General features: G+C 75.4%; 17 protein-coding genes. 3 read left to right on the forward strand and 14 right to left on the reverse strand.

Annotated elements, in window-relative coordinates:
- Positions 1 to 11: 11 nt before the first annotated feature.
- From ACIO5E_RS32260 to ACIO5E_RS32300, 9 genes are all read right to left on the reverse strand, one after another.
- Positions 12 to 383: a hypothetical protein gene (locus ACIO5E_RS32260; RefSeq protein WP_400674722.1), complete on the reverse strand. Its 372-nt coding sequence runs from the start codon at positions 381 to 383 to the stop codon at positions 12 to 14.
- A 3,371-nt stretch (positions 384 to 3,754) separates the two neighbouring features.
- Positions 3,755 to 3,913, reverse strand: coding sequence for a DUF6760 family protein (locus ACIO5E_RS32265; RefSeq protein ID WP_348534143.1), 159 nt, complete (start codon positions 3,911 to 3,913; stop codon positions 3,755 to 3,757).
- The gene (locus ACIO5E_RS32270) at positions 3,910 to 4,392 is read right to left on the reverse strand and encodes a hypothetical protein (RefSeq protein WP_280683631.1); all 483 of its coding nucleotides are present in this window, start codon (positions 4,390 to 4,392) and stop codon (positions 3,910 to 3,912) included. Before ACIO5E_RS32270 ends, ACIO5E_RS32265 begins: the two co-directional genes overlap by 4 nt.
- Positions 4,389 to 4,829, reverse strand: a complete 441-nt coding sequence (locus tag ACIO5E_RS32275; protein WP_280683629.1) for a phage tail protein — start codon at positions 4,827 to 4,829, stop codon at positions 4,389 to 4,391. Before ACIO5E_RS32275 ends, ACIO5E_RS32270 begins: the two co-directional genes overlap by 4 nt.
- 65 nt (positions 4,830 to 4,894) lie before the next feature.
- Entirely contained in the window at positions 4,895 to 6,436 is a 1,542-nt protein-coding gene (locus tag ACIO5E_RS32280; RefSeq protein ID WP_400674724.1) for a phage tail sheath family protein, read from the reverse strand.
- Positions 6,437 to 6,642: 206 nt separating this feature from the next.
- Complete coding sequence (locus ACIO5E_RS32285) at positions 6,643 to 8,751, reverse strand: AAA family ATPase (RefSeq protein ID WP_400674725.1); 2,109 nt, start codon at positions 8,749 to 8,751, stop codon at positions 6,643 to 6,645.
- Entirely contained in the window at positions 8,748 to 9,449 is a 702-nt protein-coding gene (locus ACIO5E_RS32290) for a DUF4255 domain-containing protein (RefSeq protein WP_400674727.1), read from the reverse strand. The genes ACIO5E_RS32285 and ACIO5E_RS32290 overlap by 4 nt, the downstream gene beginning before the upstream one ends.
- Positions 9,446 to 12,718, reverse strand: coding sequence for a hypothetical protein (locus tag ACIO5E_RS32295; protein ID WP_400674729.1), 3,273 nt, complete (start codon positions 12,716 to 12,718; stop codon positions 9,446 to 9,448). The genes ACIO5E_RS32290 and ACIO5E_RS32295 overlap by 4 nt, the downstream gene beginning before the upstream one ends.
- 135 nt (positions 12,719 to 12,853) lie before the next feature.
- A complete protein-coding gene (locus tag ACIO5E_RS32300) occupies positions 12,854 to 13,579 on the reverse strand; it encodes a LuxR C-terminal-related transcriptional regulator (RefSeq protein ID WP_400674730.1) in 726 nt (241 codons plus the stop codon).
- Positions 13,580 to 13,798: 219 nt separating this feature from the next.
- Between ACIO5E_RS32300 and ACIO5E_RS32305 the strand changes: the two genes are divergently transcribed.
- On the forward strand, positions 13,799 to 15,136 hold the full coding sequence (locus tag ACIO5E_RS32305; protein ID WP_400674731.1) for a hydrolytic protein: 1,338 nt from the start codon (positions 13,799 to 13,801) through the stop codon (positions 15,134 to 15,136).
- Between the two features lie 316 nt (positions 15,137 to 15,452).
- On the opposite strand, the gene ACIO5E_RS32310 is transcribed toward ACIO5E_RS32305, so the two are convergent.
- Positions 15,453 to 16,052 carry a TetR/AcrR family transcriptional regulator gene (locus ACIO5E_RS32310; protein WP_400674733.1) on the reverse strand — a complete coding sequence of 200 codons (600 nt, stop codon included), beginning with the start codon at positions 16,050 to 16,052 and terminating at the stop codon, positions 15,453 to 15,455.
- Between the two features lie 86 nt (positions 16,053 to 16,138).
- Between ACIO5E_RS32310 and ACIO5E_RS32315 the strand changes: the two genes are divergently transcribed.
- A complete protein-coding gene (locus ACIO5E_RS32315; RefSeq protein WP_400674734.1) occupies positions 16,139 to 17,644 on the forward strand; it encodes a carboxylesterase/lipase family protein in 1,506 nt (501 codons plus the stop codon).
- Between the two features lie 73 nt (positions 17,645 to 17,717).
- On the opposite strand, the gene ACIO5E_RS32320 is transcribed toward ACIO5E_RS32315, so the two are convergent.
- Both ACIO5E_RS32320 and ACIO5E_RS32325 read right to left on the reverse strand, forming a co-directional pair.
- Complete coding sequence (locus ACIO5E_RS32320) at positions 17,718 to 19,292, reverse strand: adenosine deaminase (RefSeq protein ID WP_400674736.1); 1,575 nt, start codon at positions 19,290 to 19,292, stop codon at positions 17,718 to 17,720.
- A 143-nt stretch (positions 19,293 to 19,435) separates the two neighbouring features.
- The gene (locus ACIO5E_RS32325) at positions 19,436 to 20,107 is read right to left on the reverse strand and encodes a type 1 glutamine amidotransferase domain-containing protein (protein ID WP_400674739.1); all 672 of its coding nucleotides are present in this window, start codon (positions 20,105 to 20,107) and stop codon (positions 19,436 to 19,438) included.
- Positions 20,108 to 20,279: 172 nt separating this feature from the next.
- Between ACIO5E_RS32325 and ACIO5E_RS32330 the strand changes: the two genes are divergently transcribed.
- Complete coding sequence (locus ACIO5E_RS32330) at positions 20,280 to 21,191, forward strand: LysR family transcriptional regulator (RefSeq protein ID WP_400674741.1); 912 nt, start codon at positions 20,280 to 20,282, stop codon at positions 21,189 to 21,191.
- Between the two features lie 34 nt (positions 21,192 to 21,225).
- Here the strand turns inward: ACIO5E_RS32330 and ACIO5E_RS32335 are convergent, their stop codons facing one another.
- Together ACIO5E_RS32335 and ACIO5E_RS32340 are read right to left on the reverse strand one after the other, a co-directional pair.
- Entirely contained in the window at positions 21,226 to 22,059 is an 834-nt protein-coding gene (locus ACIO5E_RS32335; protein WP_400674743.1) for an ABC transporter permease subunit, read from the reverse strand.
- Positions 22,056 to 23,075, reverse strand: a complete 1,020-nt coding sequence (locus ACIO5E_RS32340) for an ABC transporter ATP-binding protein (protein ID WP_400674744.1) — start codon at positions 23,073 to 23,075, stop codon at positions 22,056 to 22,058. The genes ACIO5E_RS32335 and ACIO5E_RS32340 overlap by 4 nt, the downstream gene beginning before the upstream one ends.
- Positions 23,076 to 23,088 lie beyond the last annotated feature (13 nt).

The raw sequence follows: 23,088 nt of genomic DNA on the forward strand, positions 1-23,088 counted from the left end.
GCCGTCCGCGCTCAGCGGCGGCCGTCGTACGGCCGCCCGGCGCGTTCCCTTCCTCTGCGCAGTTCGGCGCGCAGCAGCCGTCCGACGGGTTCGATCAGGCGTCGGGCCAGTTCGTCGAGGTCGGTCCCGTCCGGCGACCCGTGGCCCGCCTGCCGGGGTGGGGCCGGGGGCGGGACGGTGATCGGGGGCGGGGCGGCCCTGGTCTGGACGGCCGGCTGGGAGCGGGCCGGTACGGCGGTCAACGGCACCCCGGACAGGCCCGCCTGCTCCGCCACCCGCTGCAGCACCCGCGCCGTCTCGGCCGACGGCCCCGGCGCCGCGGCCGGCCGGGGCGGCGTTCCCGCGCCGCCCTGGGGCTGCGCGACCCACGACACGGTGCGCACCGGCGACTCCCCGCCCGCCCCGGGCGCGCCGAGGCCGCCCGGTGCGCCGCCCGACGTCCAGCTTCCACCGCTCGGCGGCGGCATCGTCGGGGGGGCGGGCGCGGAGGCGGGCCGGCCGGCGACCGGCAGCCGCTGGACCGCTGGGGCCGCCGACGGTCCCGGCGGCGCGAGACGCACCAGCGGCACGTTCGAGGCGTGCCCGCCGGGCCCGGCGGGCACGGCCACGGCACCGCCGCCGACCGCCGGGGCCGCAGGCGCAGGGCGCTCCCCGCGTCGCGCGCGCCCGGCGGGAGCCGTGGCAGACGCCGGAGCGCCTTCGGACAGCGCAGGTCGGACGACCGGGACCGCCGGACCGGAGGCCTGGGCAGGGCCGTCGGCAGCGGAACGCTGCACGCTCGCGGCCTGCCCGGCCCGGGCGGCGGTCACCACCGGCGTGCCGCCGTCGACCGCAACGGCCGGGGCGGCGACCGGCAGCACCGGGGGCTCCCGCCTCGGTACCCGCCCGGCGGGGACCACCGCAGGCGCCGCGGCACCTCGGGCCTCCGCCGCACGGTCGTCCGGCCCCGCGGGACTCGGACCGCCGGACACGGCTCGCTGCACCGCCGGGGCGTGACCGCCGCGCGATCCGGGCGCCGGAGCGGCCGGAGTCACGGCGGCGGCAGGTGACACGGGGGTCCCTGCCGCGCTCGCGAGGACCACGGCAGGCACCGAAGCGGCCCCGGGCAGCGCAGCTTGCGTGCCCGACGCCTCCGGACGCGGGCCGGCGGCCGTCGACCGCTGCACGCTGGGGCGCCCGGTCGGAGCGGCACCGCGCTCCGACGACGACCGCGCGCCAGGCCCCGTCACACTGTCCGGGCCGACGGGCGTCGACGGCTGCGCCCCCGGCTCGACCGGGGCAGGACCACCGAACGCCGGGCGCCGCACCGAAGCGCCGCTGCCCTGCGATGACCGCGACGCCGCACCGCGCAGGCCGGCGGCCGTCGACCGTTGCCCACTCGGACGCACATCAGCAGCACCGTCACGGGCGGACGACCGCGACGCCACAGCACCCGGGCCCACGGTCGCCGACCGCTGCGCACTCCCGCGCCGCTCCGCGGAGACACCGCCACGCGGGCCCCCGGCCGCCGACCGCTGCACGCTCGCGCGCCCGTCAGCAGAGCCGCCACGGACGGCCGCCTGCGCCGCCGGGCCCGCCGAGCGCGCGGCATCGGGTCGGCGCGGCTGTTCGCGCCGAGGGAGCCGGAGGACGGCGGCAGCCCGGCTCCGCCAGGTCGCGGGGGCCACGGGGGCCGCAGGCTCCGCGGCCGACGGGCCGTCGGCGCGCGCGGGCGGGTCCTGCCGCCAGGCGGCCCTGACAACGGGTGGGGCGGACGCGGGGCCGGGTGCAGCACCGGCGCGCGACACGGGAGCCGTCGCCGGTGTGGCGAGCGCGGACGTCATGCTGCGCTCGCCGAGCAGGCCCCGGGTGCGGTGGCCGGGCGCGGCCGCCGGGCGGGCGGCGGTGCCGCCGATCGGCGCGCGCAGCACGACCAGCGGGCCGTGGCCGTCCGGCGACCCGGCAGGCCGCGCGCTCGCGCCGGCGCCGGTGCCCCCGGGGCGCCGGGCCTCGCCCTGCGATGCCGGGGCGGCGGACGGCTGCGGCACGACGGCGGGCCCGGGCGCGCCGGAGCCGCCCTGCCCGCCCGCGTCCGCGCCTCGTGCGCCTGCGGCCGACGTCGCGGCAGATGTCGAAGTCGCGGCCGGAGTCGGGGCCGGTGCAGAAGTCGGGGCTGCGTCGCGCCGGGGACCGGACCGGCCCGCGTCGACCGCACGCTGGACCGCCGCCGCACCCGACCCGGCGGCGCCGCCGCGCGGGGCGCCTTCCGGGCCCGGCGCCGCCCCGCTCCGAACGGTCGGCCGCGGCGGTGCGGCGGACATGGGAGCCGCAGGTGCGCCGGGGTCCGGGGCGGTACCGCCCGGGGTGCTCGCCGTCGGGGCCGTGGTCCGCTGAACGGGTCCGCGCCGGCTGTCGGCCGCACGGGCGCCGGGCGAGCCGCTCGCCGTCGGCGGCAGCGCGGCGAGCGGTGCGCCCAGGCCACCGTGGGTGCGCGCGGAGGACGATCCGGCGCCTGACCGGGTGGCGCGCTGTGTCCGGGGGGCAGTCGTGGGCGGCGGGGCGGACGGGCCACCGCCCGTCCGGGCGGCGCGCTGCACGGCGGCGGTGTCGCGGGGGCCGGGCTCCGGGCGGGTCGGCCTCCCCGGTGCGGACGGCCCCGCAGCCTCGGGCCCGCCCGCCGCCGGACCGGTCGGCTGCGCGGGCGAGGCGACGATCGGCATCGGCCCGTACGCGGGGCCTGCCGTGTCGTCGGTGTTGAGCCGCGGCGAGGCGCTGGCGGGCAGCGCGGTCAGCGGGGCGCCGAGGACCGGTCGGCCCGGTGCCGCGCCGCCCGTCGCAGCGCGCTGCACGGCCGTGCCCGGCTGCGCCACCGTGCCGGACGGCCGGGCCTGGGCACCGGTCCGCTGCACCGAGGCAGGCTCGGAGGTCGTGGAAGTCCTGGAGGTCCCGGAGGTCCTGGGGGTCTTGGACGGCTCGGACGGCTCGGACGGCTCGGACGGCTCGGGGCTGTCCGACGGCCGGGCGCCGACGCCCGGTTCCACTGCCGACCCGGACGCCCCGAGGGCGTCGGAGGAACCCGCCGAGCGTCCCACCGGACGCTCCGCCGCGCGTTGCTCCGAGCGGGGCGGGATCACGGCCACCGCGCGCGTGGGCAGCGACCGGGGTCGCGGCGCCACCGTCAGCGGCGTCCCGACCCGGCGCGGCAGCACCGGCCGGGCCCGCCCGGCGGACGACCCCGCAGCTCCCTCGGAGGCCGCGGGAAGCGTCGGAGCGCCGCCGTCCCCGGTGGCCGCCGACCGTACGGGCAGCTGTCGGGGTGTGGCGCCGGACCGCTGGACCTGCTGTACCTCCCCGCGCCCGACCGCCACCTCCGGCCCGTCCGCGAGCGGTACCGCGCCAGGCTCCGGCGCGGCCGCGGGCCCCGCCGCCACGGCGTACCGCAGCGCAGGCCCGTCCGCCCCGCCGACGGCCGCCGGGCCGAGGGGCCGGGCGACCGCCCGCAGGATTCCCGCCGGGGCCGACGGCAACACTGCGTGCCCGAGCGCGCCGGACAGCGAGGGGTTCTGCCAGGAGGCGAGCCGGGACCGGAACCGCAGGCCGTCGCTGACCCCGGTCGCCGGGCCCGCGAGGGTCGGGGCCAGCGGCGCGACCGCGCGCCAGCCGCCGTCCGGGGCGGGCACGTCGGCCCGGGGCACGTCGGACCGGGGCGCTGGGGCGGCCTCGCCCTCGTCGCCCGTCCGCCGGCGCCCGAACCTGCTCCGGATCCCCATGCCGCTCACCCGCCTTCGTTGACGCGGGTGTTGATCCGCGCGATCTCCCGTACCCACTCGCGGCGTTCGTGGTGGGACAGGTCGAGGATGTCCTCCCGCTGCCAGTGGAAGTGGTAGGCGATGTACGCGACCTCCTCATACAGCCGGGCGGTCGCGTACGTCACCATTCCCCCAGGCGCCCACCAGCGAGGTCGACTTCGAAGGAGCCCTCGCAGTGCGGGCAGGTCACCGCGGCGCGGGTGTGGCCCTCGCTGTTGATCCGCTGGTAGAAGTCCTGGAGGAACGCGACGTCGGTGGCGTACATGCGCTCGACGACGCCGGCGTGCACGTCGGTGATGGTGCCGAGCCGGGTGATCACATGGCTGAGCAGCACCACGCTCAGGTACGCCGGGTTCTCCTTGACCCGCAGATCGATCTGGGGCATGAGTTCGTCCCGCGCGGTGGCCAGGCGCATGGCGCCGTGCCGGTGCAGGGTGCCCTCGTCGTCGAGGTACCCGCGCGGGAGCTCGAACTCGAACTCCGTGTGCAGCCCGTGCCCCTGGGGGCCCCGACCCCGCTGCGGCGCGGAGGCCTGCGGGGTCGGGGCCGGGGCGGGTGCCGGGGCCTGCTCCAGGAGTTCGTCAAGGCTGATCCGTCGCCTCATTCGACGGTGATCTCCTCGAACACGATGGTCACCGTCTCCGTCGCGGGGCTGGATTCACCGGCGGTGAGGGTGGGGCCCTCCCACCGGCTGGCCCAGGCGTTCATCAGCTGGATCCGCCGGAGCGTGGCACCGGTGGTGTCCTTGACCTCGATGGTGAGGTTCTGCCGCGCGGTGTTGATCGCACCGTTGTTGAGCGTCTCGTTGATCCACTTGGTGAACGCCCCGCTCTTGTCGAGGCCGCGGGTGATCGTCACCTCGCCCGGCAGCCGCGCGCCGGGCTGCTTGCGGACGATCAGCTTGCCCTGCTGGGTCACCTGCTTGTACTCGACGACGTCCTGGTCAACGGTCAGGTTGCTGACCTCCTTGACCGACTCGACGTTGTAGCCGCCGAGTTGGACGCCGAATATATGTGTGGAGAGCGGATCGCCTTCAGCCATGACTCCCTGTCACCTTCCCTTCCGGTCTGTGCTGGCCTGCTGGTCACTCGTGGACGAGGCGCGTGTCACTCGTTGACGAGGCTGGTGCTGTCGGAGAACTGGGAGAGCCGGAACACCACGAACTCGGCGGGCTTCACCGGAGCGACCCCGATCTCGCACACCACCTGTCCGAGGTCGATGGACTCCTGCGGGTTGTTCTCACGGTCACACTTGACGTAGAAGGCCTCCGCGGCCGTGCTGCCGAACAGCGCCCCGCGCCGCCACTCCTCGGTCAGGAACGCGGTGATGTTGCGGCGGATGCTGGACCAGAGGCGGTCGTCGTTGGGCTCGAACACCACCCACTGGGTCCCCAGGAGGATCGACTCCTCCAGGTAGTTGAACAGCCGTCGGACGTTGAGGTAGCGCCACGCCGGGTCGGAGGAGAGGGTCCGGGCGCCCCAGATCCGGATGCCGCGCCCGGGGAAGGCCCGCACGCAGTTGACGCCGATCGGGTTCAGCAGGTCCTGCTCGCCCTTGCTGAGACGGATCTCCAGGTCCACCGCGCCGCGGATGACCTCGTTGGCCGGCGCCTTGTGCACGCCGCGTTCGGCGTCGCTGCGCGCCCACACCCCGGCGACGTGCCCGCTCGGGGGGACCATCGAGTTGCGGCCGGTCGCCGGGTCGAACACCTTGATCCACGGGTAGTACAGGGTCGCGTAGCGGGAGTCGTAACCCGCCTCCTCGTTGCGCCAGTTGCGCACCTGCTGGGCGTTCATGCCGGGCGGGGAGTCCAGGACGGCGATCCGGTCGCCCATCTGCTCGCAGTGCGACATCACCGCGAGCTGGACGGTCCTGACCCCCTCGGCGTCGATGTCCCCGCGCTCGAAGGCGCTCATCAGGTCGGGCACCGCGACCATGGTGATCTCGTCGATCGCCTCCAGGCCGGCGAAGCCGGTCCGGGCCGAGGCGTCGCCCACGTACTCGGCCGGGTCCAGCCGGGTCGCGGGGGCCACCGGCCCGGCCGCGGGGGCGGCGGCGAGGGTGAGGGTCTGCCGCTCGGGGCGGCTCGGCGCGGTGCCGGGCTGCTCGCCGACCGCGACGAGCTTGGACTCCCGCAGCTGGGTGACGACGTAGCCCTTGGTGTTCTTGCGGGTCGAGACCTCGTACGTCTCGGCGACCTCGGCGCCCTTGCGGACCACCAGCCGGAACCGGTCGTCGGGGGCGTTCTCCCCCTCGGCGTCGGCGATCTCGACGGACACGTCGCCGCCCGCGCCGGGCAGGGCCGAGTACAGGAAGCCCGCGACGGCGGTGGGCGCGGGCGCCGACCGGACGGCCGCCGGCCTGCCGCCGCCCGTCGCGCCGCCGTCGCGGCCGATCCGGACGACGTAGACGGCGCCGCCGCCGTTGGCGAAGAAGCCGTAGACGGCGTGCGGCAGGTAGGTGCCTTCGGTGAAGCCGCCGAACTGCTGGACGTACTGGTCCCAGTTGGTCACCAGGGTGGGCTCGTGGAAGGGGCCGGTCTCGGCGAAGCCGACCAGAGCGGCGACGGCTGTGCCGACGCCCTCGATCGGCCGGGCACCGGACTGGACCTCCTCCACGTACACGCCCGGTGTGAGGTACGACGGCATGCTCGCTCCTTCTGGGTGGCCGATCAATCACCACCGAGTCTGCTGCCGGGACCACCCCCCGCGACATGTCCCCGGGTCCCTGACCAGGGGCAGGCTCGCTGCCCCGACGGGCACCCCGCGGGGAACGACCGGTCCTCGGCGTCGGCCCCGGCCCGCGTTCCACCGGGCGGGTCCGACCATTCCCGCCGGGCGTACGACGCGAACGGTCAGACCCGCCCGGCGGCGCTCGACCACGGCCCGAACTCGCTCTCCAGGACCAGGCGGCCGAGCTTGCGGTACTCCTGCTTGATCGCGGACACCAGCTGCGCCATGCCCAGCGGCCGGCCCGTCTCGGCCGCCAGGTACGCCGCGGTCACCGCGCACGCCCGGATGGAGCCGCCGGCGAGTTCGAAGTGCTTCGCGCAGAAGGCCAGGTCGAGGTCCTCGTCGCGGGGGATCCGCGGGCCCAGGCAGCGGTCCCACAGGGCATGCCGCTGTTCCTCGTCCGGCACGGGGAACTCCGCGATGACGTCCAGCCGCCGGGTGAAGGCCTCGTCGAGGTTGGCGCGCAGATTGGTCGTCAGCACCGCGATCCCGTCGAAGGACTCCATGCGCTGCAGCAGGTACGCCGACTCCACGTTGGCGTGCCGGTCGTGGGCGTCCTTGACCTGCGACCGCTTGCCGAAGATCGCGTCGGCCTCGTCGAACAGCAGGACGCCGTTCACCTGCGAGGCCTCGGTGAAGATCCGTTCCAGGTTCTTCTCCGTCTCGCCGATGTACTTGTCCACGACGGTGGACAGGTCCACGACGTACAGCTCCATGCCGAGTTCCGCGGCGACCACCTCGGCCGACATGGTCTTTCCGGTGCCCGACTCCCCGGCGAACAGCGCGATCACCCCGCGTCCGCGCCCCCCGCCCGGCCGCATCCGCCACTGGCCGAGCACCTGGTCGCGATGCCGGGCTCTCAGCACCAGTTCGTGCAGGTGGCGCGCGGTGGGCTCGGGCAGCACCAGGTCGTCCCACCCGACGGCGGGCTCGATCCGGCGGGCCAGGCGGGCGAGCCCCGCGCCGTTCTGCGCCCGGACGGCGGCCCGCAGGTCGTCGGCGGTCACCGGGCGGTGCTCGGCCGCGGCCGTCCTGGTCGCCACACCGGCGGCCCTGGTCACCTGGTCCTCGTCGAGCTGGTACGGGGCGACCGCCTCGGCCAGGTCGTGGCTCAGCGCACCCTCGTCCGGCGCGCCCTGGTCCGGCCCGCCGGTCGCCGTCCGCAGCGCGTGCGCCCAGCGTTCGGCGCGCTGCCCCGGGTCCAGCGGCGGGGCGACGACCACCACCGGGCTCTCCCGCGCCCAGACCGGATCCCAGGCACGGGTACCGTGCACGAGCAGCGGCACCCCGGCGAGCTCCGTGCAGAGTTCGCGCAACAGCCGGGCCTGCTCCGGGCGTTCGGGTTCGAGCCGCTCCAGGGGGCCGAGCACCACTCCGCTGCCGGTCAGCCGTGCCTCCCGGGCGAGCGCGCGCACCCCGGCGTCCGGGGGGCGGGCGGCGAGCGCGGCGACGTCGACGACCAGGGCCTGGCGGCCGATGCCCGCGAGGGCGTCGACCGCGAGCCGTCCGGCGCTGCCGCCCCGGTCCAGCAGGTGCACCAGTGCGCCGCCGTTCGCCACGGCGGCGCGCAGGCGGCGGGCGGCCTCGGGCGGGGCGCCGGCGCCGGCCCGGCCGATCCGGACCAGCCCGCGCAGCGCGCCGTCGAGCTCGTCCGCCCCGAGCAGATGGGCCGTCACCCGGTCGGGCAGGCGCAGGCCCCGGGAGAGCAGCGGGCGCTCCGGCTCGGTGACCTCCAGCAGTCCGCCGGCGATCAGCGGGGCCCGGGCGGAGAAGCGGAACCGGCCGGCGCCCGCCCCCGGCAGGCCGCACAGGTCGAGCGCGAGCCCGATGGTGGGCCGGCGCAGGGTCAGGTCGTCGTTGAGGTAGCCGTAGAGCCGTTCGAAGCGGGTGTCGAGGTCGGGGGCGAGCGCCACCAGCAGGAGTTCGAGGTCGACCGGCAGCAGCCCGAAGCCGTCGACGAGCCGTTCGAGCCTCGACCCGGGAGGCGGCGGCACCAGCTCACCGGGATCGGCGTCGGCACGACCCACCGCGGCGGGCGACGCCAGGATCCGCTCGACCGCCTCCGGGGTGAGGTACTGGCCCCGGTACGGGTCGTCCGGGTCCGGGTCGTCGGCCCTGCGCTCGCGGACGGCGGCGCGGATCCGCTGTTCGACGCGGCGCAGCCGCTCCCACAGGTCGGCGACGTCGACGGCCGGCGCGCTGGTGGCCGCCGGCTCGAGGTCGAGGGTCATCGCACCGCTCCGCCGCGCCGTCGGCGGCCGGGCGGCAACGGGCGTTCCCGGGGCGCCGCGAAGCCGTCCGCGCCGGGGTCCGTGGCGCCGTCGTAGCGCAGGCGGCGGCCCGGGTCGTCGGCCTGGTCGGCCGTGTCGACGGTGCGCAGCACGAGCCCCTCGGTGACCGGGGGCCCGGCCGGGGCGCGCTCGCCGGACAGCGGGGCGAGCACCCTGAGGTCGATCGAGGGCTTCAGCTCGCCCCCGAGGGCCGACCACACGTCGGACACCGACGGCATGCCCTCGCTGCGCCCGGCGGTCTCCAGCCCGACGGTGAGCCCGAGTTCGGCGAGCGTGCCGGTGAGCAGCCGGGCGGGGAGCGCGTCCGTCGCCGTCAGGCAGCGGAGCACCTCGGACAGCAGCCGGTGCTCGTCCTGCGGCCGGTTGGTCCACGCCGTCACCAGGTAGGCCAGCTCGAACCAGCGGGGTGCGCTGCGCCAGGCCACCACCACGCCGTCCGCGTCGTGCTGTTCGGCGGCGCCGCTCTGCCGGCGGGCCACGTCCTCGCGGATGCCGTACAGGAAGACGCTGACCGTCGGCGCGTTGCGCCGGGCGGCCCAGTCCCGGGTGGGCGAGTCGAAGACCAGCTCGACCCCGCGCTCCTGCAGGCCGCTCTCGGCGAGCAGGAGCCGCAGCCCCTCGTCGACTTCGTGGATCACCGGCGCTGCACCTCCCCCGGCGGGCCGACGCTGCCGGTCACCACCAGGAAGGGGGTGGTCACCGGGGAGAATCCGGGGCCGCTCGCGGTGATGGTCCGCGGACCCGTCTCGTCCTTGGGGAGGATGAGCAGCTGGGCGGCGAAGGTGCCGCCGGCGGCCGGGTGGGTGGGCGCCGCGGCGGCGGTGATGCCGGGCGTCCAGGTGAGGGTCACCGGCACGCCGGGCGGGAAGTCCACGCCGCGGACGGAGGTCACGAAGCCGGGCTTGCCGATCGGCGGCACCGCGACGATGCGGGGCTGCAGGATGCGCAGCGGGGTCCGCGCGACGTGGTCGCCCGGGTTGGCATCGGTGCCGGTGGTGGTCAGGACGGAGGTGATGGTGGTGTCCAGGGTGGCCTCGGGTGCCAGCACCACCTGGACGACGGCGCTGGCGCCCGGGAGCAGGTCGGCCACGTCACAGACGCCGCCGGTGCAGCCGGGTGGCAGCGGTCCGGTCGGGACCCCGGCGGGCAGGCCGAGCGACAGCCGCAGTCCGGTGGCGAGGGCCTGGCCGTCGTTGCGCACGGTGTAGGTGACGGTGACCCGGCCGCCGACGTAGCCGGGATTCGGCTGGGCGCCGACCGTCACGGCCGGTCCGGCCTTGGGCGCGGGAGGCGCCGGCGGTGCGGGGACCGGGGCGGGCGCCGGTGGCGGCGGGGCGGGCGGTGACGAGGCGGGCGGGGCGGACGGCGACGGAGAGGCGGACGGGGACGGCGACGCGGACGGGGAGGGCGACGCGGACGGGGAGGGCGACGGAGAGGCCGACGGGGACGGCGACGCGGCCTGGACGGGGACGACCGTCTGCCCCGCGTTGTCCTCGGGCCTCGGGTCGACCACCGCTCCGGTGACCCACCAGCCGAACCGCTGGTCCCCGCTCTGGGTGGCGACCACGGTGGCGGTCACCCGGACGACAGCGCCCGGGGCCAGCGTGCCGAGCTCGCAGCGCAGCGCCACAGCGTCGCAGGTGCCGGCCGAGGCCTTCAGCCCGCCGAGCCGGGCGCCCGTCGGCACCGAGGCCGTGAACACGGTGCCGGGCGAGGGCGCCGGGCCACGGTTGGTGACGGTGATGTCCACGGTGGTGCTGCCGTCGGCCGGGACCGGGGGCGTGCTGGCCGGCGCGCTCAGCGCCAGGTCGACGGACTGCTGGACGCTCGGCTCCTTCTGCCGCCCCGGCAGCCGGGAGTTGATGGAGGTGAGCCGGCCGGTCGCGAGGTCGAGGCTCGACAGCGCCTCGGGCGAGTTCGCCGGCAGGGCCCGGCGCGAGGTCAGCACCAGCTGCGCGCCGTCCGCCGTCCAGGCGACGTCGCGGGGCTGGAACGGTCCGGCGTCGGAGGTGTCCGACAGCGGGCGGCGGCAGGCGTTGCGGTCCTGGCCGGGCCCGGCGGGCAGGGCCACCGTGCAGCCGTCGCCGGTCGCCGAGGCGACGAGGACGGCGTTCCGCTCGTTGGGCCCGCCGTTGCCGGTCTTGCGGTTGAAGGCGACGCGCCGGCCGTCCGGCGAGAAGGCGGGGCTGTCGTCGATGACCTCGCAGGCACCGGGGCAGGCCGTCCGGCTGAGGTCGGTCGGCCGGTCGAGGGCGTCGGCGGGCACGGTCCACACGTGCTTGTTGGCGCCGCTGCCGTTGATGACCTCGGTCTTGGTGTAGGCGATCAGTTTGCCGTCCGGGGACCAGGAGGGTTGGGCCACCGACGCGGCCGGCTGGTCGCCGGTCGGCTCGACGGTGCCGACGATCGCGCCGGTCGACACGTTCGCGATCAGCACCCGCCCGGGGCCGGAGGCCGCGCCGATGCCGCCGGGCGAGGTCCTGGTGAAGGCCACCAGCCGGCCGTCGGGCGAGAGCGCCGGGTCGGTGTCCCAGTCCTTCGGCCCGCGCCCGGCGAGGTTCATCGGGCGTGGGTTGGAGCCGTCGACGCCGGTCTGCCAGACCCGTTCGATCCGGCCGGCGGACGAGTCCTCGAAGCGGGTCACCACGATCCCCCGGCCGTCCGGCGTGTAGGTCTGCCGTTCGAACCACGGGTCGTAGCCGGGGCGGGGGTTGAACAGCGGGTCGGTCGCGGGGTCGGTGTTGGTGTCGGCGGCCGGGTCCTCCCGGAGCACGCTGACGCCCAGGTCGCGCGGGTCCACTCCGTCGGGGCGGATGTCCGACAGGTCGGCCACGTTGGGCGTTTCGGCGCTGTTGCGGTCCACGACGGGCCCGCCACCGTTCAGCGGGCCGAGCCAGACCGGGGTGCGGACCGCGCGCTCCTCGCTCAGCACCAGTTCGGCCCCGCCGCAGAAGCAGGTCTTGGCGCGGTACACGCTCTCGTGCGCCGTCGGGTCGCCGTTGAGCCGGTTGGGGCTGAGGAAGAGCACCCCGCTGCCGTCGGGCAGCCAGCCGGCGGACCTGGTCCGCCAGTCGGCGCCGACGCCGGGGAAGAACGCCCGGTCGTTGGCGCCGGTGGGCGTCATGACCCGCAGCTGCGGTCCGGTCTGGCCGCCCTGGTCCCAGGTGTAGACGATCTGGTCGCGGAGGTCGGGCGCGTCCACCGGGTTCCACGCCGGTTCGATGGCGTTGCCGGTGGTGACCGCGGTGATCCGCTGCGCCGCACCGCCGGCCAGGGGCATGACGTAGACCTGGGTGTGCTCCCGGTCGACGTTGCAGGTGTACGCGACCCACTTGCCGTCGGGGGAGACCGTCGGGTGCGCCTCGGAGTCCGCGGTGTCGGTCAGCCTGCGCAGCCCGGTGCCGTCGGTGTCGACCACCCAGAGGTCGCGCTGGGTCTGCCCGTCGCGTCCGCCGGGCTCCACCGCGTCGAACACGACGGCGCGGCCGTCCGGGGTCAGCGTCGGCTCCGCGGTGTCCATGCCCGTGGTGAGCCGGCGCACCGCGCCGGACTGCTCGCGCAGGTAGACCTGGGGCAGTGTCTCGTCCCGCAGGCTGGTGAACACCAACTGGTCACCGCGGGCCGAGGGTTCGGTGTCGAAGTGGACGGGCCCCGGCCCGAACAGCGGCGCGCTGGACGCCGTGCCGGTGACCCGCGCCAGGCTGCGGTGGCCCGTGCCCGCGTAGACGATCCGCCCGCTCTCCGCCGCGGCCCCGGCGGCCACCGGGGCGGGCCCTCTTCCCTTCCCGTCGGAGTTCGCGGTGCCCAGCGTCACCACGGCCACGGCCAGGGACAGCAGCAGCGCGGCGGCGGCTCGCGCCGAGCGCCGGACGGGGCGGGGGGTGCCGGTGGCGCCGATCACGCTCAACCTCACAGACCGAGAAGGCGGTACATCCGGCAGTCTCCCCGGCCCGGGAACGCGGGGACAGGCCCCGGGCACCCGAGCCGGGGGTAGCGACCGGTGCCCCTGAGGGCAATCCGGCGGCGACGATCCGGCCCGACCTCAGATCAGGCCGTGGCGCATCGCGTACCCGACGGCGTGGGCACGGTTGCGCAGTCCCAGCCGCGTGGTGATCTCGTGCAGCACGTTCTTGACGGTGCGTTCGGAGTACGAGGTCTGGGCCGCTATCTCGCTGGTGTCGAGGCCGTCGGCGACCAGCCGGAGCATCTCCGCCTCCCGGGCGGTCAGGGTCGACAGGGTCAGGCCGCGCGGGTCGAGCATGGTGCGCTGGAGGCTCCCGACCCGGTCGAGCAGCTTGCCGAGGAGGTCCCCGGGCATGACGCCCTCACCGTTGGCCAGGGCGGTGATGAGGTGGACGAGCCGGTCCTGGTCGGCGTCCGAGCGGCGCAGCACGGCGCCGACACCGCACTCGATGATGGTCTGCAGCCCGCCGGCCTCGAAGTGGCCCACCACCAGCCCGGTCCGGCTCTGCGTGTTGAGGCGGAGCCGGCGCAGCCGGTCGGTCACGGCGTCGTTCAGCCCGTCGACCACCATCAGGGACACCTGTGCCCGCGCGGCGTCGCCGTCGGCCAGCAGCTCCACCTCCGGCCGCTGCCTCAGCTGCTGGACGACGCCCGTGTGGAGGATGATGTCCTCCGCGTACACCGCCACCGCGACCCGGCCCGGCTTGACCCGCACCGCGGCGGGCTCGGCCGATCCACGCGGTCGGGCCTGGACGGACCTGGTCGCCCCGGCGGCCTCATGGGTGGTGGTCTCGATCATCGTCATCAACTGTTCCGTTCTGCTTCGTCGGCGTCACTGGACGCGTGGTGAGGGCAGCCGGGCGCCGTGTCGTGGAGCCGGCCGCGGGCGTTGGCGGGGGGCGCTGGCGGGGAGCGGGTCTGCGGCACCGGGCAGGGACCGGTTGTTCCTGCGGGCAAGGCGTGTGCCCGCGGCTTGCCCGCGGGGCTCTCTCCTCGGGGTGTCCTCCGGTCCTACCGTCACGGCATGACCGCATCTCCCGAACTCGGCCTTCCCGCGCTGACGGTGTCGCCCGGCGACGCAGCCTCGATGACCCTGACGGTTCGCAATGAGACCGACATCGTTGAGGCGTACTCGCTGGAAGTGGTCGGGGAGTGCGCCCCGTGGACAACGGTCGAGCCGGCCCGTCTCTCGCTCTATCCGGGGACGTCCGAGACGGTGACGATACGGCTGGCGCCGCCCCGTTCCCACGAGGTGCGGGCCGGTGAGTTCCCGCTCGGCATCCGGGTGTTGCCCGCCGAGCGCCCCGAGCTGGTGACCGTGCCCGAGACCACCGTCACGGTGACGCCGTTCCGGGAGCTGCGCACCGCGCTCGCTCCCCGGCGCCGTCGGGGCTGGCTGCGCGCCCGCTACCGGACCTCGGTGCACAACCTGGGGAACACGGCCGCCGTCGTGACCTTCTCCCCGGCCCAGCCCGGCGAGGAACTGCGCTTCGGGTTCGCCCCGGAGAAGCTGCGCCTCCAGCCGGGCGAGTCCGCCGAGACCCGACTGAAGGTCCGCGCGCGCAAGTTGATCTGGTTCGGCAAGCCGGCCACCTGGCCCTTCGAGGTCACCGTCGACCAGGAGGGCGACGCCGCCAAGCCGGACGGCCCGCAGCCGAGCGGCCCGCAGCCGGCCGACCGCCGGAACGTGCTGGACGGCGAGTTCGTCCAGCACGCGCTGCTGCCCAAGTGGCTGCTCGCGCTGCTCGCGGCGCTGATCGCGCTGATCCTGGCCTGGCTGACGCTGGTCCGGCCGGCGGTGCGCAGCTCGGCGAAGCAGGCCGCGAACCAGGCCGTCGAGCAGAAGGCCGCCTCGTTCACCCCGGCGCCCGTCCCCGTCCCGACCCCGTCGGCTCCGGCCGCCGGGGCGACTCCGAGCGCTCAGGGCCAGCAGGGCGGTACGACGGGCGGCGGCTCCGGCGGCGGTTCGGGCGGCGGCTCCGGTCGGGCGGTCCCCGGGACGGAGCAGCAGTTCTCCACCACGGTCGACGTGACCACCAACAGCGGCGGCTCCGCGGTGGGCGCCTACAAGGTGCAGCACGGCAAGGTCTTCCGGATCACCGACATCGTGGCCGCCAACTTCCAGGGCGACCAAGGGCTGTTGACCATCAAGTTCGGTGAGCAGACGATCACGACGATCGCCTTGGAAACCTTCCGGAACCAGGACTACCACTGGGTGACTCCCATCGAGGTCCTCGAGGACCAGACCGTGACGGCGAGCGTGATCTGCCAGCAGCCGGGCACGCCCGCCTCCGGGAAGCAGGCCTCCCAGTGCCATGAATTGCTGAACGTCAGTGGGCAGTTGAGCGATATCAAGCGCTGAAGCCGCACTTCTCCCCCACTTCTCGTTCACACCATGCACCTGCCAATAGAGGTGGCCTCACCGGCGGCTTTCAGAAGCCTACCGGCGGGTTTAGAACTCGTTTCTAACACCAACCCGACCTCGATGGGACAGAGAGTGACGCGAGTGACACTCGCCCGGAAGCCTGGCGGGCCCCATCGGGCCCGCCAGGGCCGGACTTTCGCCCGAACGGGCAGGCGGCACGTCCCGTTCGTACAGTGAAACCTGCCCTTTCGCCCACGTCTGACACCTCGTCAACCACACGACGGGGAGGCCGGATCACCGACCGGGCGGTCGGTCAGAAACGGGCGAACAGGCCGTCCAGGTACCGGTCGACGGCCGCCAGCACGGCCACCGGCTCGATCACGCGCAGTTCGAGCAGGGTGGTGAACCCGGTGAGCGCGAGCAGCAGGTCGGTCTCCACGACCGCGTCGCGATCGGGGGCGATCAGCCCGTCGGCGATCGCCTGCCGGACCACCTGCTCGACCATCGCCCGCCCCTGCAGCAGGCCGCCCCGCGCCCGCGCGAGGACGTCCTCGTCGTGCAGCGCCTCCAGGACGTAGGCGGCGCCCATCCGGCTGGTCGCCCGCGCATCGGCGTGCAGCGGCAGCATTTCGACCAGCGTCACCCGCAGCACGTCGCGCGGGTGCGGCCGCTCGCCGAGCTCCGCCAGGCCCCGGCCGACCCGCAGGGCCGTCTGCTCGCCGGCGAGGTCCATCGCGAAGGCGAGCATGGCCGCCCGCGAGGTGAAGTAGTGCTGGAGCTGACCGAGCGAGATGCCCGCCTCCTGGGCGACCTCACGCATGGTCAGGTGCGTGGCGCCGCGCTGCTCCACCACCCGCCACAGCGCACGGGCGATCGTCTCGCGGCGCTCCTGGTGGTCCACCTGCTTCGGCATCGTCGGCCACTCCCCGAGTCTTTTCCATACGGTTGACATAATACAGCTGACCGATAACCCTGGGGGCAGTCGGACCGAGGAGAACCATGCCTGAGCACGACCTGCCCGAATACCCGACCGTACGCGCCGCCGAGGGCCTGTTGCGCGGCCGCCGCCACGGCGGACACGCCGTCTTCCGCGGCATCCCGTACGCCCGGCCCCCGGTGGGCGCGCTTCGCTTCGCCGCCCCCGCCCCGGTCGAGCCCTGGGACGGTGTCCGCGAGGCGGCGGAGTTCGGCCCCACACCGCCGCAGTCCGGCCCGGTGGCCGCCGCCCCCACCGAGGGCACCGGCTGGCTGACGCTCAACGTCCACACCCCCCATCCGGGCTCGGCGGGACTGCCCGTCCTGGTCTGGATCCCCGGCGGCGGCTACATCGCGGCGGCCTCGGACGACCCGATGTACGACGCGACGGCCCTGGCCTCCGCCGGGCTCGTCGTGGTCAGCCTCAACTACCGGGCCGGCGCCGAGGGTTTCGCCCTCCTCGACGGCGTCCCGGCCAACCGCGCGCTGCTCGACCAGATCGCCGCGCTGCACTGGATCCGGCGCAACATCGCCGCGTTCGGCGGCGACCCCGACCGGGTCACGGTGGCCGGCCAGTCCGCCGGAGCCGGGTCGATCGCCGCCCTGCTCACCATGGAGCCGGTGCGCGGCCTGTTCCGACGTGCCGTCACCCACTCGGTGCCGGGCAGCCACTGCACCCCCGCGCTGGCCGCCGAGGTCACCGCCGCGCTGGCAGGCCGGCTCGGCACCGCGCCCACGGCCGCCGCCCTGTCGACCGTCGACCCCTGGCACCTCGCCGAGGCGCTCACCGCACTCAGCGCCGACCTGCCCGCACACGGCGAGCGCTGGGGGGCCTTCGCCCAGTCCGGCGCCGCGGTCTGCCCGGTCGTCGACGGCGAGGTCCTGCCCGAGGTGCCCTGGCCCGCCCTGGCCTCCGGCCGGGCCGCCGGCATCGACCTGCTCGTCGGTCACACCCGGGACGAGTTCCGGCTGTTCACCGTCATGGCCGGCCTGCTGGGCACCTTCACCGAACAGGACGCCGCCACCGCGCTCGACCTCTTCGCCCCGCAACCGGACGGCCCCGACGCCTACCTCGCCGCGAACCCGCAGGCCTCCCCGGACGAACTGCTGGAGGCCGTCCGCTCCGACGCGCTGTTCCGGATGCCCTCGCTCCAGCTCGCCGAGGCCAACACCGCCGCCGGCGGCACCTCGTACCTGTTCGAACTGGCCCTGCCCTCCCCCGCACTCGGCGGCGTCCTGGGCGCCTGCCACAGCCTCGACGTCCCGCTGGCCTTCGGCACCCTGGACAGCCCGATCGGCCGTCAACTGCTCGGCGACACCCCTTCCCCGGAGGCCCGCGCGGTGTCCGCCGAGCTCCACCGGGCCTGGGTCGCCTTCGCCACCACCGGTGACCCCGGCTGGCCCGCCTTCCAGGCCGAAGGGCAGCTCACCCGCGTCCTGGACGCCCGCCCCCGGACGATCCGCTACCCCGAGCAGGACGCCCGCCGGATCTGGGCCGGACACCACCCCGCCGCCTTCGACCTCCGCTGAAGCCGAACCGGGAGCCGCGCCGCCGCCGTCCGAGGCCTGTCGAACCCTCCGGAAGGCGGCGGCGCCGTCACCCTCAGGCGCTGCGGCGCAGCACCGCCGCCTCGAACTCACCGAAGCCGCACTCCTGCTGCCACTCCTGCTCCGCTTTGGGGCTGGCCGCCAGGAGCGCCTCGCAGCCCGCGCTGGGGTGGGCACTGCCGAGGGTGTCGGCCGCGCACTCGGGGGCGGGGCGGAAGTGGTCGCGGTCCTGCCAGAGGCTGCGGCCGGGCAGGAAGGCGTATTCCAGCGACGTCCGGGCCAGGTCCTTCAGGTCGCGGTAGCCCAACCGGTAGCGGGTGGCGGCCTTCTGGTACTCCTCGGTGATGTCGCCGCGCGAGACGCCCGGGTCGTCGGTGGCCAGGGCGGTCGGGACGCCGTGGCGGCGGTAGAGCGGGAAGGGGTGGTCCGGCCCGGCGACCTGGAGGATCTGCTCGTTGCTGGTCAGCGGCACCTCGATCAGGACGTGCCGCTCGGCCAGGGTGTCCAGCAACCCGGCGGAGTCGTCCTCGTGGACGACGTCGACGCCGTGGCCGATCCGCTCGGCGTGGCCGGTCACCACGGCCTCGCGGATGTGGAAGCGCAGGTCCTCGGGCTTGACCAGTCCGGGCACCAACTCGCCCGCGTGCAGGGTGATGTGGGCCTTGGGGTAGAGCGGGTGCAGGAAGTCCAGCATCCGCATCTGGAGGTCGTAGTTCTCCAGCGAGGCCGGGTAGTCCTCGGGCTGGACGAGGTTGACGGCGACGAACCGGTCGTCCCGGCTGGCGAGTTCCATGCCGAGCAGCAGTTGGGTGAACACCCGGGCGGGAGTGGAGGCGCGGGAGGCCTGGGAGATGATCCGGACGGTGACGGCGCAGCCGGGCGCCGGGCGGTCCCCGTCGCAGTCGGCGGAGGCACGGTACTCGGCGAGCATCTGGTCGGCGTCCGAGCCGGCCTGGGTGACGAGTTGGTCGATGCCGCCGTCGGCGAGCAGCTTGTCGCGCAGCTTGGCGAAGTCGGGGTCGAAGCCGACCTTAGCGGCGAGCGCGGCGGCGCCGGCCGAGGCCGGGGTGAGCATCGTCTCCAGGTAGCTCTGGTGCTGCTCGGCCATGGTGTCGGTGACCTCGGCCAGCATCCGGCCCGGGTGGCGCCAGCTGGCCTCGCCGAACTTGCCGAAGGTGGCGAAGAAGTGGTCGTGGCCCGACTCGGCGCCGGGCACGAAGTCCTGCATCGACCAGGCGCGGATCACCTGCTGGCGGAAGTCGGGGTCGGACACGGCGTCGGCGGCCGGGCGGGCGGTGGCCGAACAGGGCGCGACCTGCGCGGTGAGGGTCACGGTGTCGATACAGAGGCCGTCCTCGGCGGCGAGTCGGATCAGCAGTTCGGTGGAGACCGCACCGGACAGGTGGTTGTGCAGGTCGCCGCCCTTGGGCAGGTCGTGGAGGAAGCGGCGCAGCTCGTCGGGGTTGTCGCGGATGCCGTCCAGGTAGGCGGCGACCCGCTGCTCGGCGCCGCCGCGGAAGGCCTGGGCGACGGGCACCGGTGCGGCCTGGGCGGCGGCGGGGACCAGGGGTGCCAGCAGCGCCGCGCAGGCGGCGACCGCGGCGATGGTGGTTCGGCGTAGCGTGATCATGACCGTATGCTCACGTCCGCCCCCGGTCCCCGCCGCCCTCCCGGGCCCTTGTCCCGCTGACACCACCCGGACGGGTGATCAGTGGCATGGCCGGTACGACGCGTCCGTCCGAACCACCGCTCGTACGTCCGGGCGGTCCGGTGCTAACGCTCCAGCAGCTTCTGCAGCTCGGCGGCCACCAGGGCCGAGGAGGCCGGGTTCTGACCGGTCACCAGGTTGCGGTCGACGACCACGTGCGGCGCCCAGGGCGCGCCCTCCTGGAAGTCCGCACCGAGGTCCACCAGGCGGTCCTGGAGCAGCCACTTCGCCCGGTCCGCCAGACCGCCCTGGACTTCCTCGGCGTTGGTGAAGGCGGTCATCCGGTACCCGGCGAACGGCGAGCCGCCGTCCTCGCCGCGGGCCGCCAGCAGCGCCGCCGGGCCGTGGCAGACCACGCCGAGCGGCCGGCCGGAGGCCAGCACCCGGGTGAGCAGCCGACCGGAGTCGGCGTCGAACGCCAGGTCCTCCATCGGGCCGTGGCCGCCGGGGTAGAACACGGCGGCGTAGTCCGCCGGGTCGACCTCCGCCAGCTTCACCGGTCGGCGGAACTCCTCGACGGCCTCCAGGGCCGTGGCCGTCGCCGGGTCGGTCAGGCTGGCCCGGTCGGCCACCGGGACGACGCCGCCCGGGGTGGCGACGGTGATCCGGTGGCCGGCGGCGGTGAGCGCCTGGTACGGGACGAGGGCCTCCTCCGCCCAGAAGCCGGTCGGGTGTTCGGTGCCGTCGTTGAGCGTCCAGACCTTCGCGCCGGTCACGACGAACAGGATGTCGGCCATGGTGCTGCCTCCAGGGTTGCGGTCCCCGCCACGGCTCTCCCGCCGCAGCGATCACGCCGCCGAACCTAGACCGGCCGCCCCACCGGGGACCAATGGACACGACGATGCCGGGCATCGGAATTCCGATGCCTCCGACGGCCCCGAGCCATCGGAATACCGTACGATCGCGACCATGACCAATCGGGTGACGCCTGGATCCGGCCCGCTGGACCTCAACCAGCTGCGGACCTTCCTCGCGGTGCACCGCGCGGGTTCGCTCACCGCGGCCGCACACCAGCTGGGCCTGTCCCAGTCGACGGTGACCGCGCAGGTCCGGGCACTGGAGCAGCGGCTCGGCCGGGAGCTGTTCGAGCGCCGGGCGCGCGGGGTCAGCCCGCTGCCGTACGCCGACGACCTGGCGGCCCGGCTGTCGGCCCCGCTGGACCAGCTGGCGGGCGTCGCCGCCGGTCCCGACGGCGCCGCGCCGGAGCCGGTGCACCTCGCCGGGCCGGCGGAGTTCCTCGGCACCGTGCTGCTCGGCGCGCTGGCCCCACTGGTCGCCGAGGGCGTCCAACTGCGGGTCACCACCGGGCTCACCGACCCGCTGCTGGACGAACTGCGGGCCGGGCGGCATGACCTGGTGGTCGCCACCCGGCGCCCGCGCGGCCGCACCCTGCTCGCCGAACCGCTGGCCGACGAGGAGTTCGTCCTGGTCGCCGCCCCGGTGTGGGCCGAGCGGCTGGCCGGCCGGGAACTGCCGGCCGCCCTCGCCGAAGTGCCGCTGCTCAGTTACGCCGAGGACCTGCCGATCGCCCGCCGCTACTGGCGGCACGTCTTCGACCGGCGCCTGCACGCCCGGGCGGCCGTCACCGTGCCGGACCTGCGGGCGGTGCTCGCCGCGGTGACGGCGGGCGCCGGCTGGAGCGTGCTGCCCGGCTACCTGTGCCGGGCCGAACTCGCCTCCGGGGCCCTGCGGTTGCTGCACCGGCCGGCCGACCCGCCGATCAACACCGCCTACCTGGTCCGGCGCCCGGCCGGCTCCACCAACCCGCACGTCGCCCTGGTCCGCGAGCGCCTGCTCGACGCCGCGCGCAGGTGCGGCTGAACGCCTGGCGCGACAGCCGTCGGATCGCCGACCGTCAGATCGCCAGGTCCCGCCGTTCCAGCAGCCGGAAGGCCGCCAGCAGGCCGAGCAGGCCGACGCCGGTGAGCACGCCCAACGACAGCCACGGGACGCCGCCGTGGGCCAGCGTGTCGCCCGGCGTGTAGTAGTGGAACGGGCTGAGGTAGCGCAGCGACCGGGCCGGGGACCAGGCCAGGGCGACGAAGTTGAGGGCGAAGCCGACCGCACCGAAGGCGACGGCGGCACCGATCACGTACGCCCGCCGCCGGGTGAGCGCGGACACCGCGAGCACCGGCCCGGTGAGGCAGAACGCGAGGGCGCAGCCCATCAGCCCGGCGGCGAACACCCCGCCCTCCGGCACGGCCGCGTGCAGCTCGGGTGAGAGCGCCACCCCGAGCGCGACGGTGAGCGTGGCGGCGGCGTTGAGCAGCACCGTGGCGGCGACCAGGGCGCCGGCTCGTTCGGCGAGCAGGCGCCGCCGGGAGACCGGGCGGGTCATCAGCAGTTCGATGGTGCCGGACTCGACGTCGGCCGCGACGGCGGCGGCGCCGAGCGAGCCGATCACGGTCAGCTGCAGCGCGATCCAGAACGGGTGGGTGAGTCCGGCGCCGAGCAGCCCGGGGTAGCTGGCGATGGAGACGTCGCCGTTGGAGCCGCTGAAGGCCTTGAACGCGCCCGGCGGGCTGCTGCGGGCGCCGAACAGGTCGGTGGGCGGGATGGTGCCGGCGATCACCACGATCAGGGTCTCGAAGACGATCATTCCGAGCAGCAGGCTGATCAGTATCCGGCGCCGCCGGTGCAGGGCGAGCCAGACCAGCGGGAGGCGGCGGCTGACGGTCCCGGCGCTCACCGGCGCTCCTCCGATCCGGCGTCGGCGGCTTCGGTCACGTCGGCGCCGTCGGGGCCCTCGCTCGCGTCAGCGCCGTCGGCGGCCTCGGTGCCGTCGGTCGCGCGGTAGAGGTCGAGGAAGGCCTCGTCCAACCCCGCCTCCTCGACGGTGAGGTCCGCCACCGGCAGCTCGGCCAGCAGCGTGCGGACGGCCGCGACCACGTCGTCCGGCGGCACCAGCAGTTCGACCCGGTCGTCGTCCCAGCGCGGCGACCACCGCTCGGCCCGCCCCAGCGGCCGGGCGCCCCGCCCGTCGGCGAAGGCCAGCCGGACCCTGCGGGCCCGGGCCTGGCGCAGTTCGGCCACCGAGCGGACGATCACCAGGCGGCCCCGGCGGACGATCGCGACCCGGCCGCAGGTCCGCTGCACCTCGGGCAGCACGTGGCTGGAGAGCAGGACGGTCCGCCCGGCCGCGGTCTCCTCGGCGAGCAGCTCGAAGAAGGTCTCCTGGACCAGCGGGTCCAGCCCCTCGGTCGGCTCGTCCAGCACCACGACGGCGGGCCGGTGCTGGAGCGACTGGACGAGCCCGAGCTTCTGCTTCATACCGCGCGAGTACTCCCCCACCGGCCGCGCCAGATCGGCCCGGGAGAGCTTCAGCCGCTCGCAGAGTTCGCGCTGGCCCGGCACCGGGGCGCCCTGGAGCGCGGCGAGCAGGTCGAGGGTCTGCTGCCCGGTGAGCTCGGGGTAGAGGCGCAGTTCGCCGGGCAGGTAGCCGATCGACGGGGCGAGGCTGCGATGGTCGGCCACCGGGTCCAGGCCGAGGACCCGCACCTGCCCGGCACTGGGGCTGAGCAACCCGACCAGGCAGCGCAGCGTGGTGGTCTTGCCGGCGCCGTTCGGGCCCAGCAGGCCGAACACCTCTCCGGCGGTGACGGCGACGTCCAGCCGGTCGATGCCGACCGTGGCGCCGTAGCGTTTGGTGAGCGACCGCAGTTCGATCACCGGCCGCCCGCCGGTCGCGGTCCCGTTCGTCGGCATCGCCCACCTCCTG

The organism is Kitasatospora sp. NPDC087314 (genome assembly GCF_044744365.1).
GTDB lineage: Bacteria > Actinomycetota > Actinomycetes > Streptomycetales > Streptomycetaceae > Kitasatospora.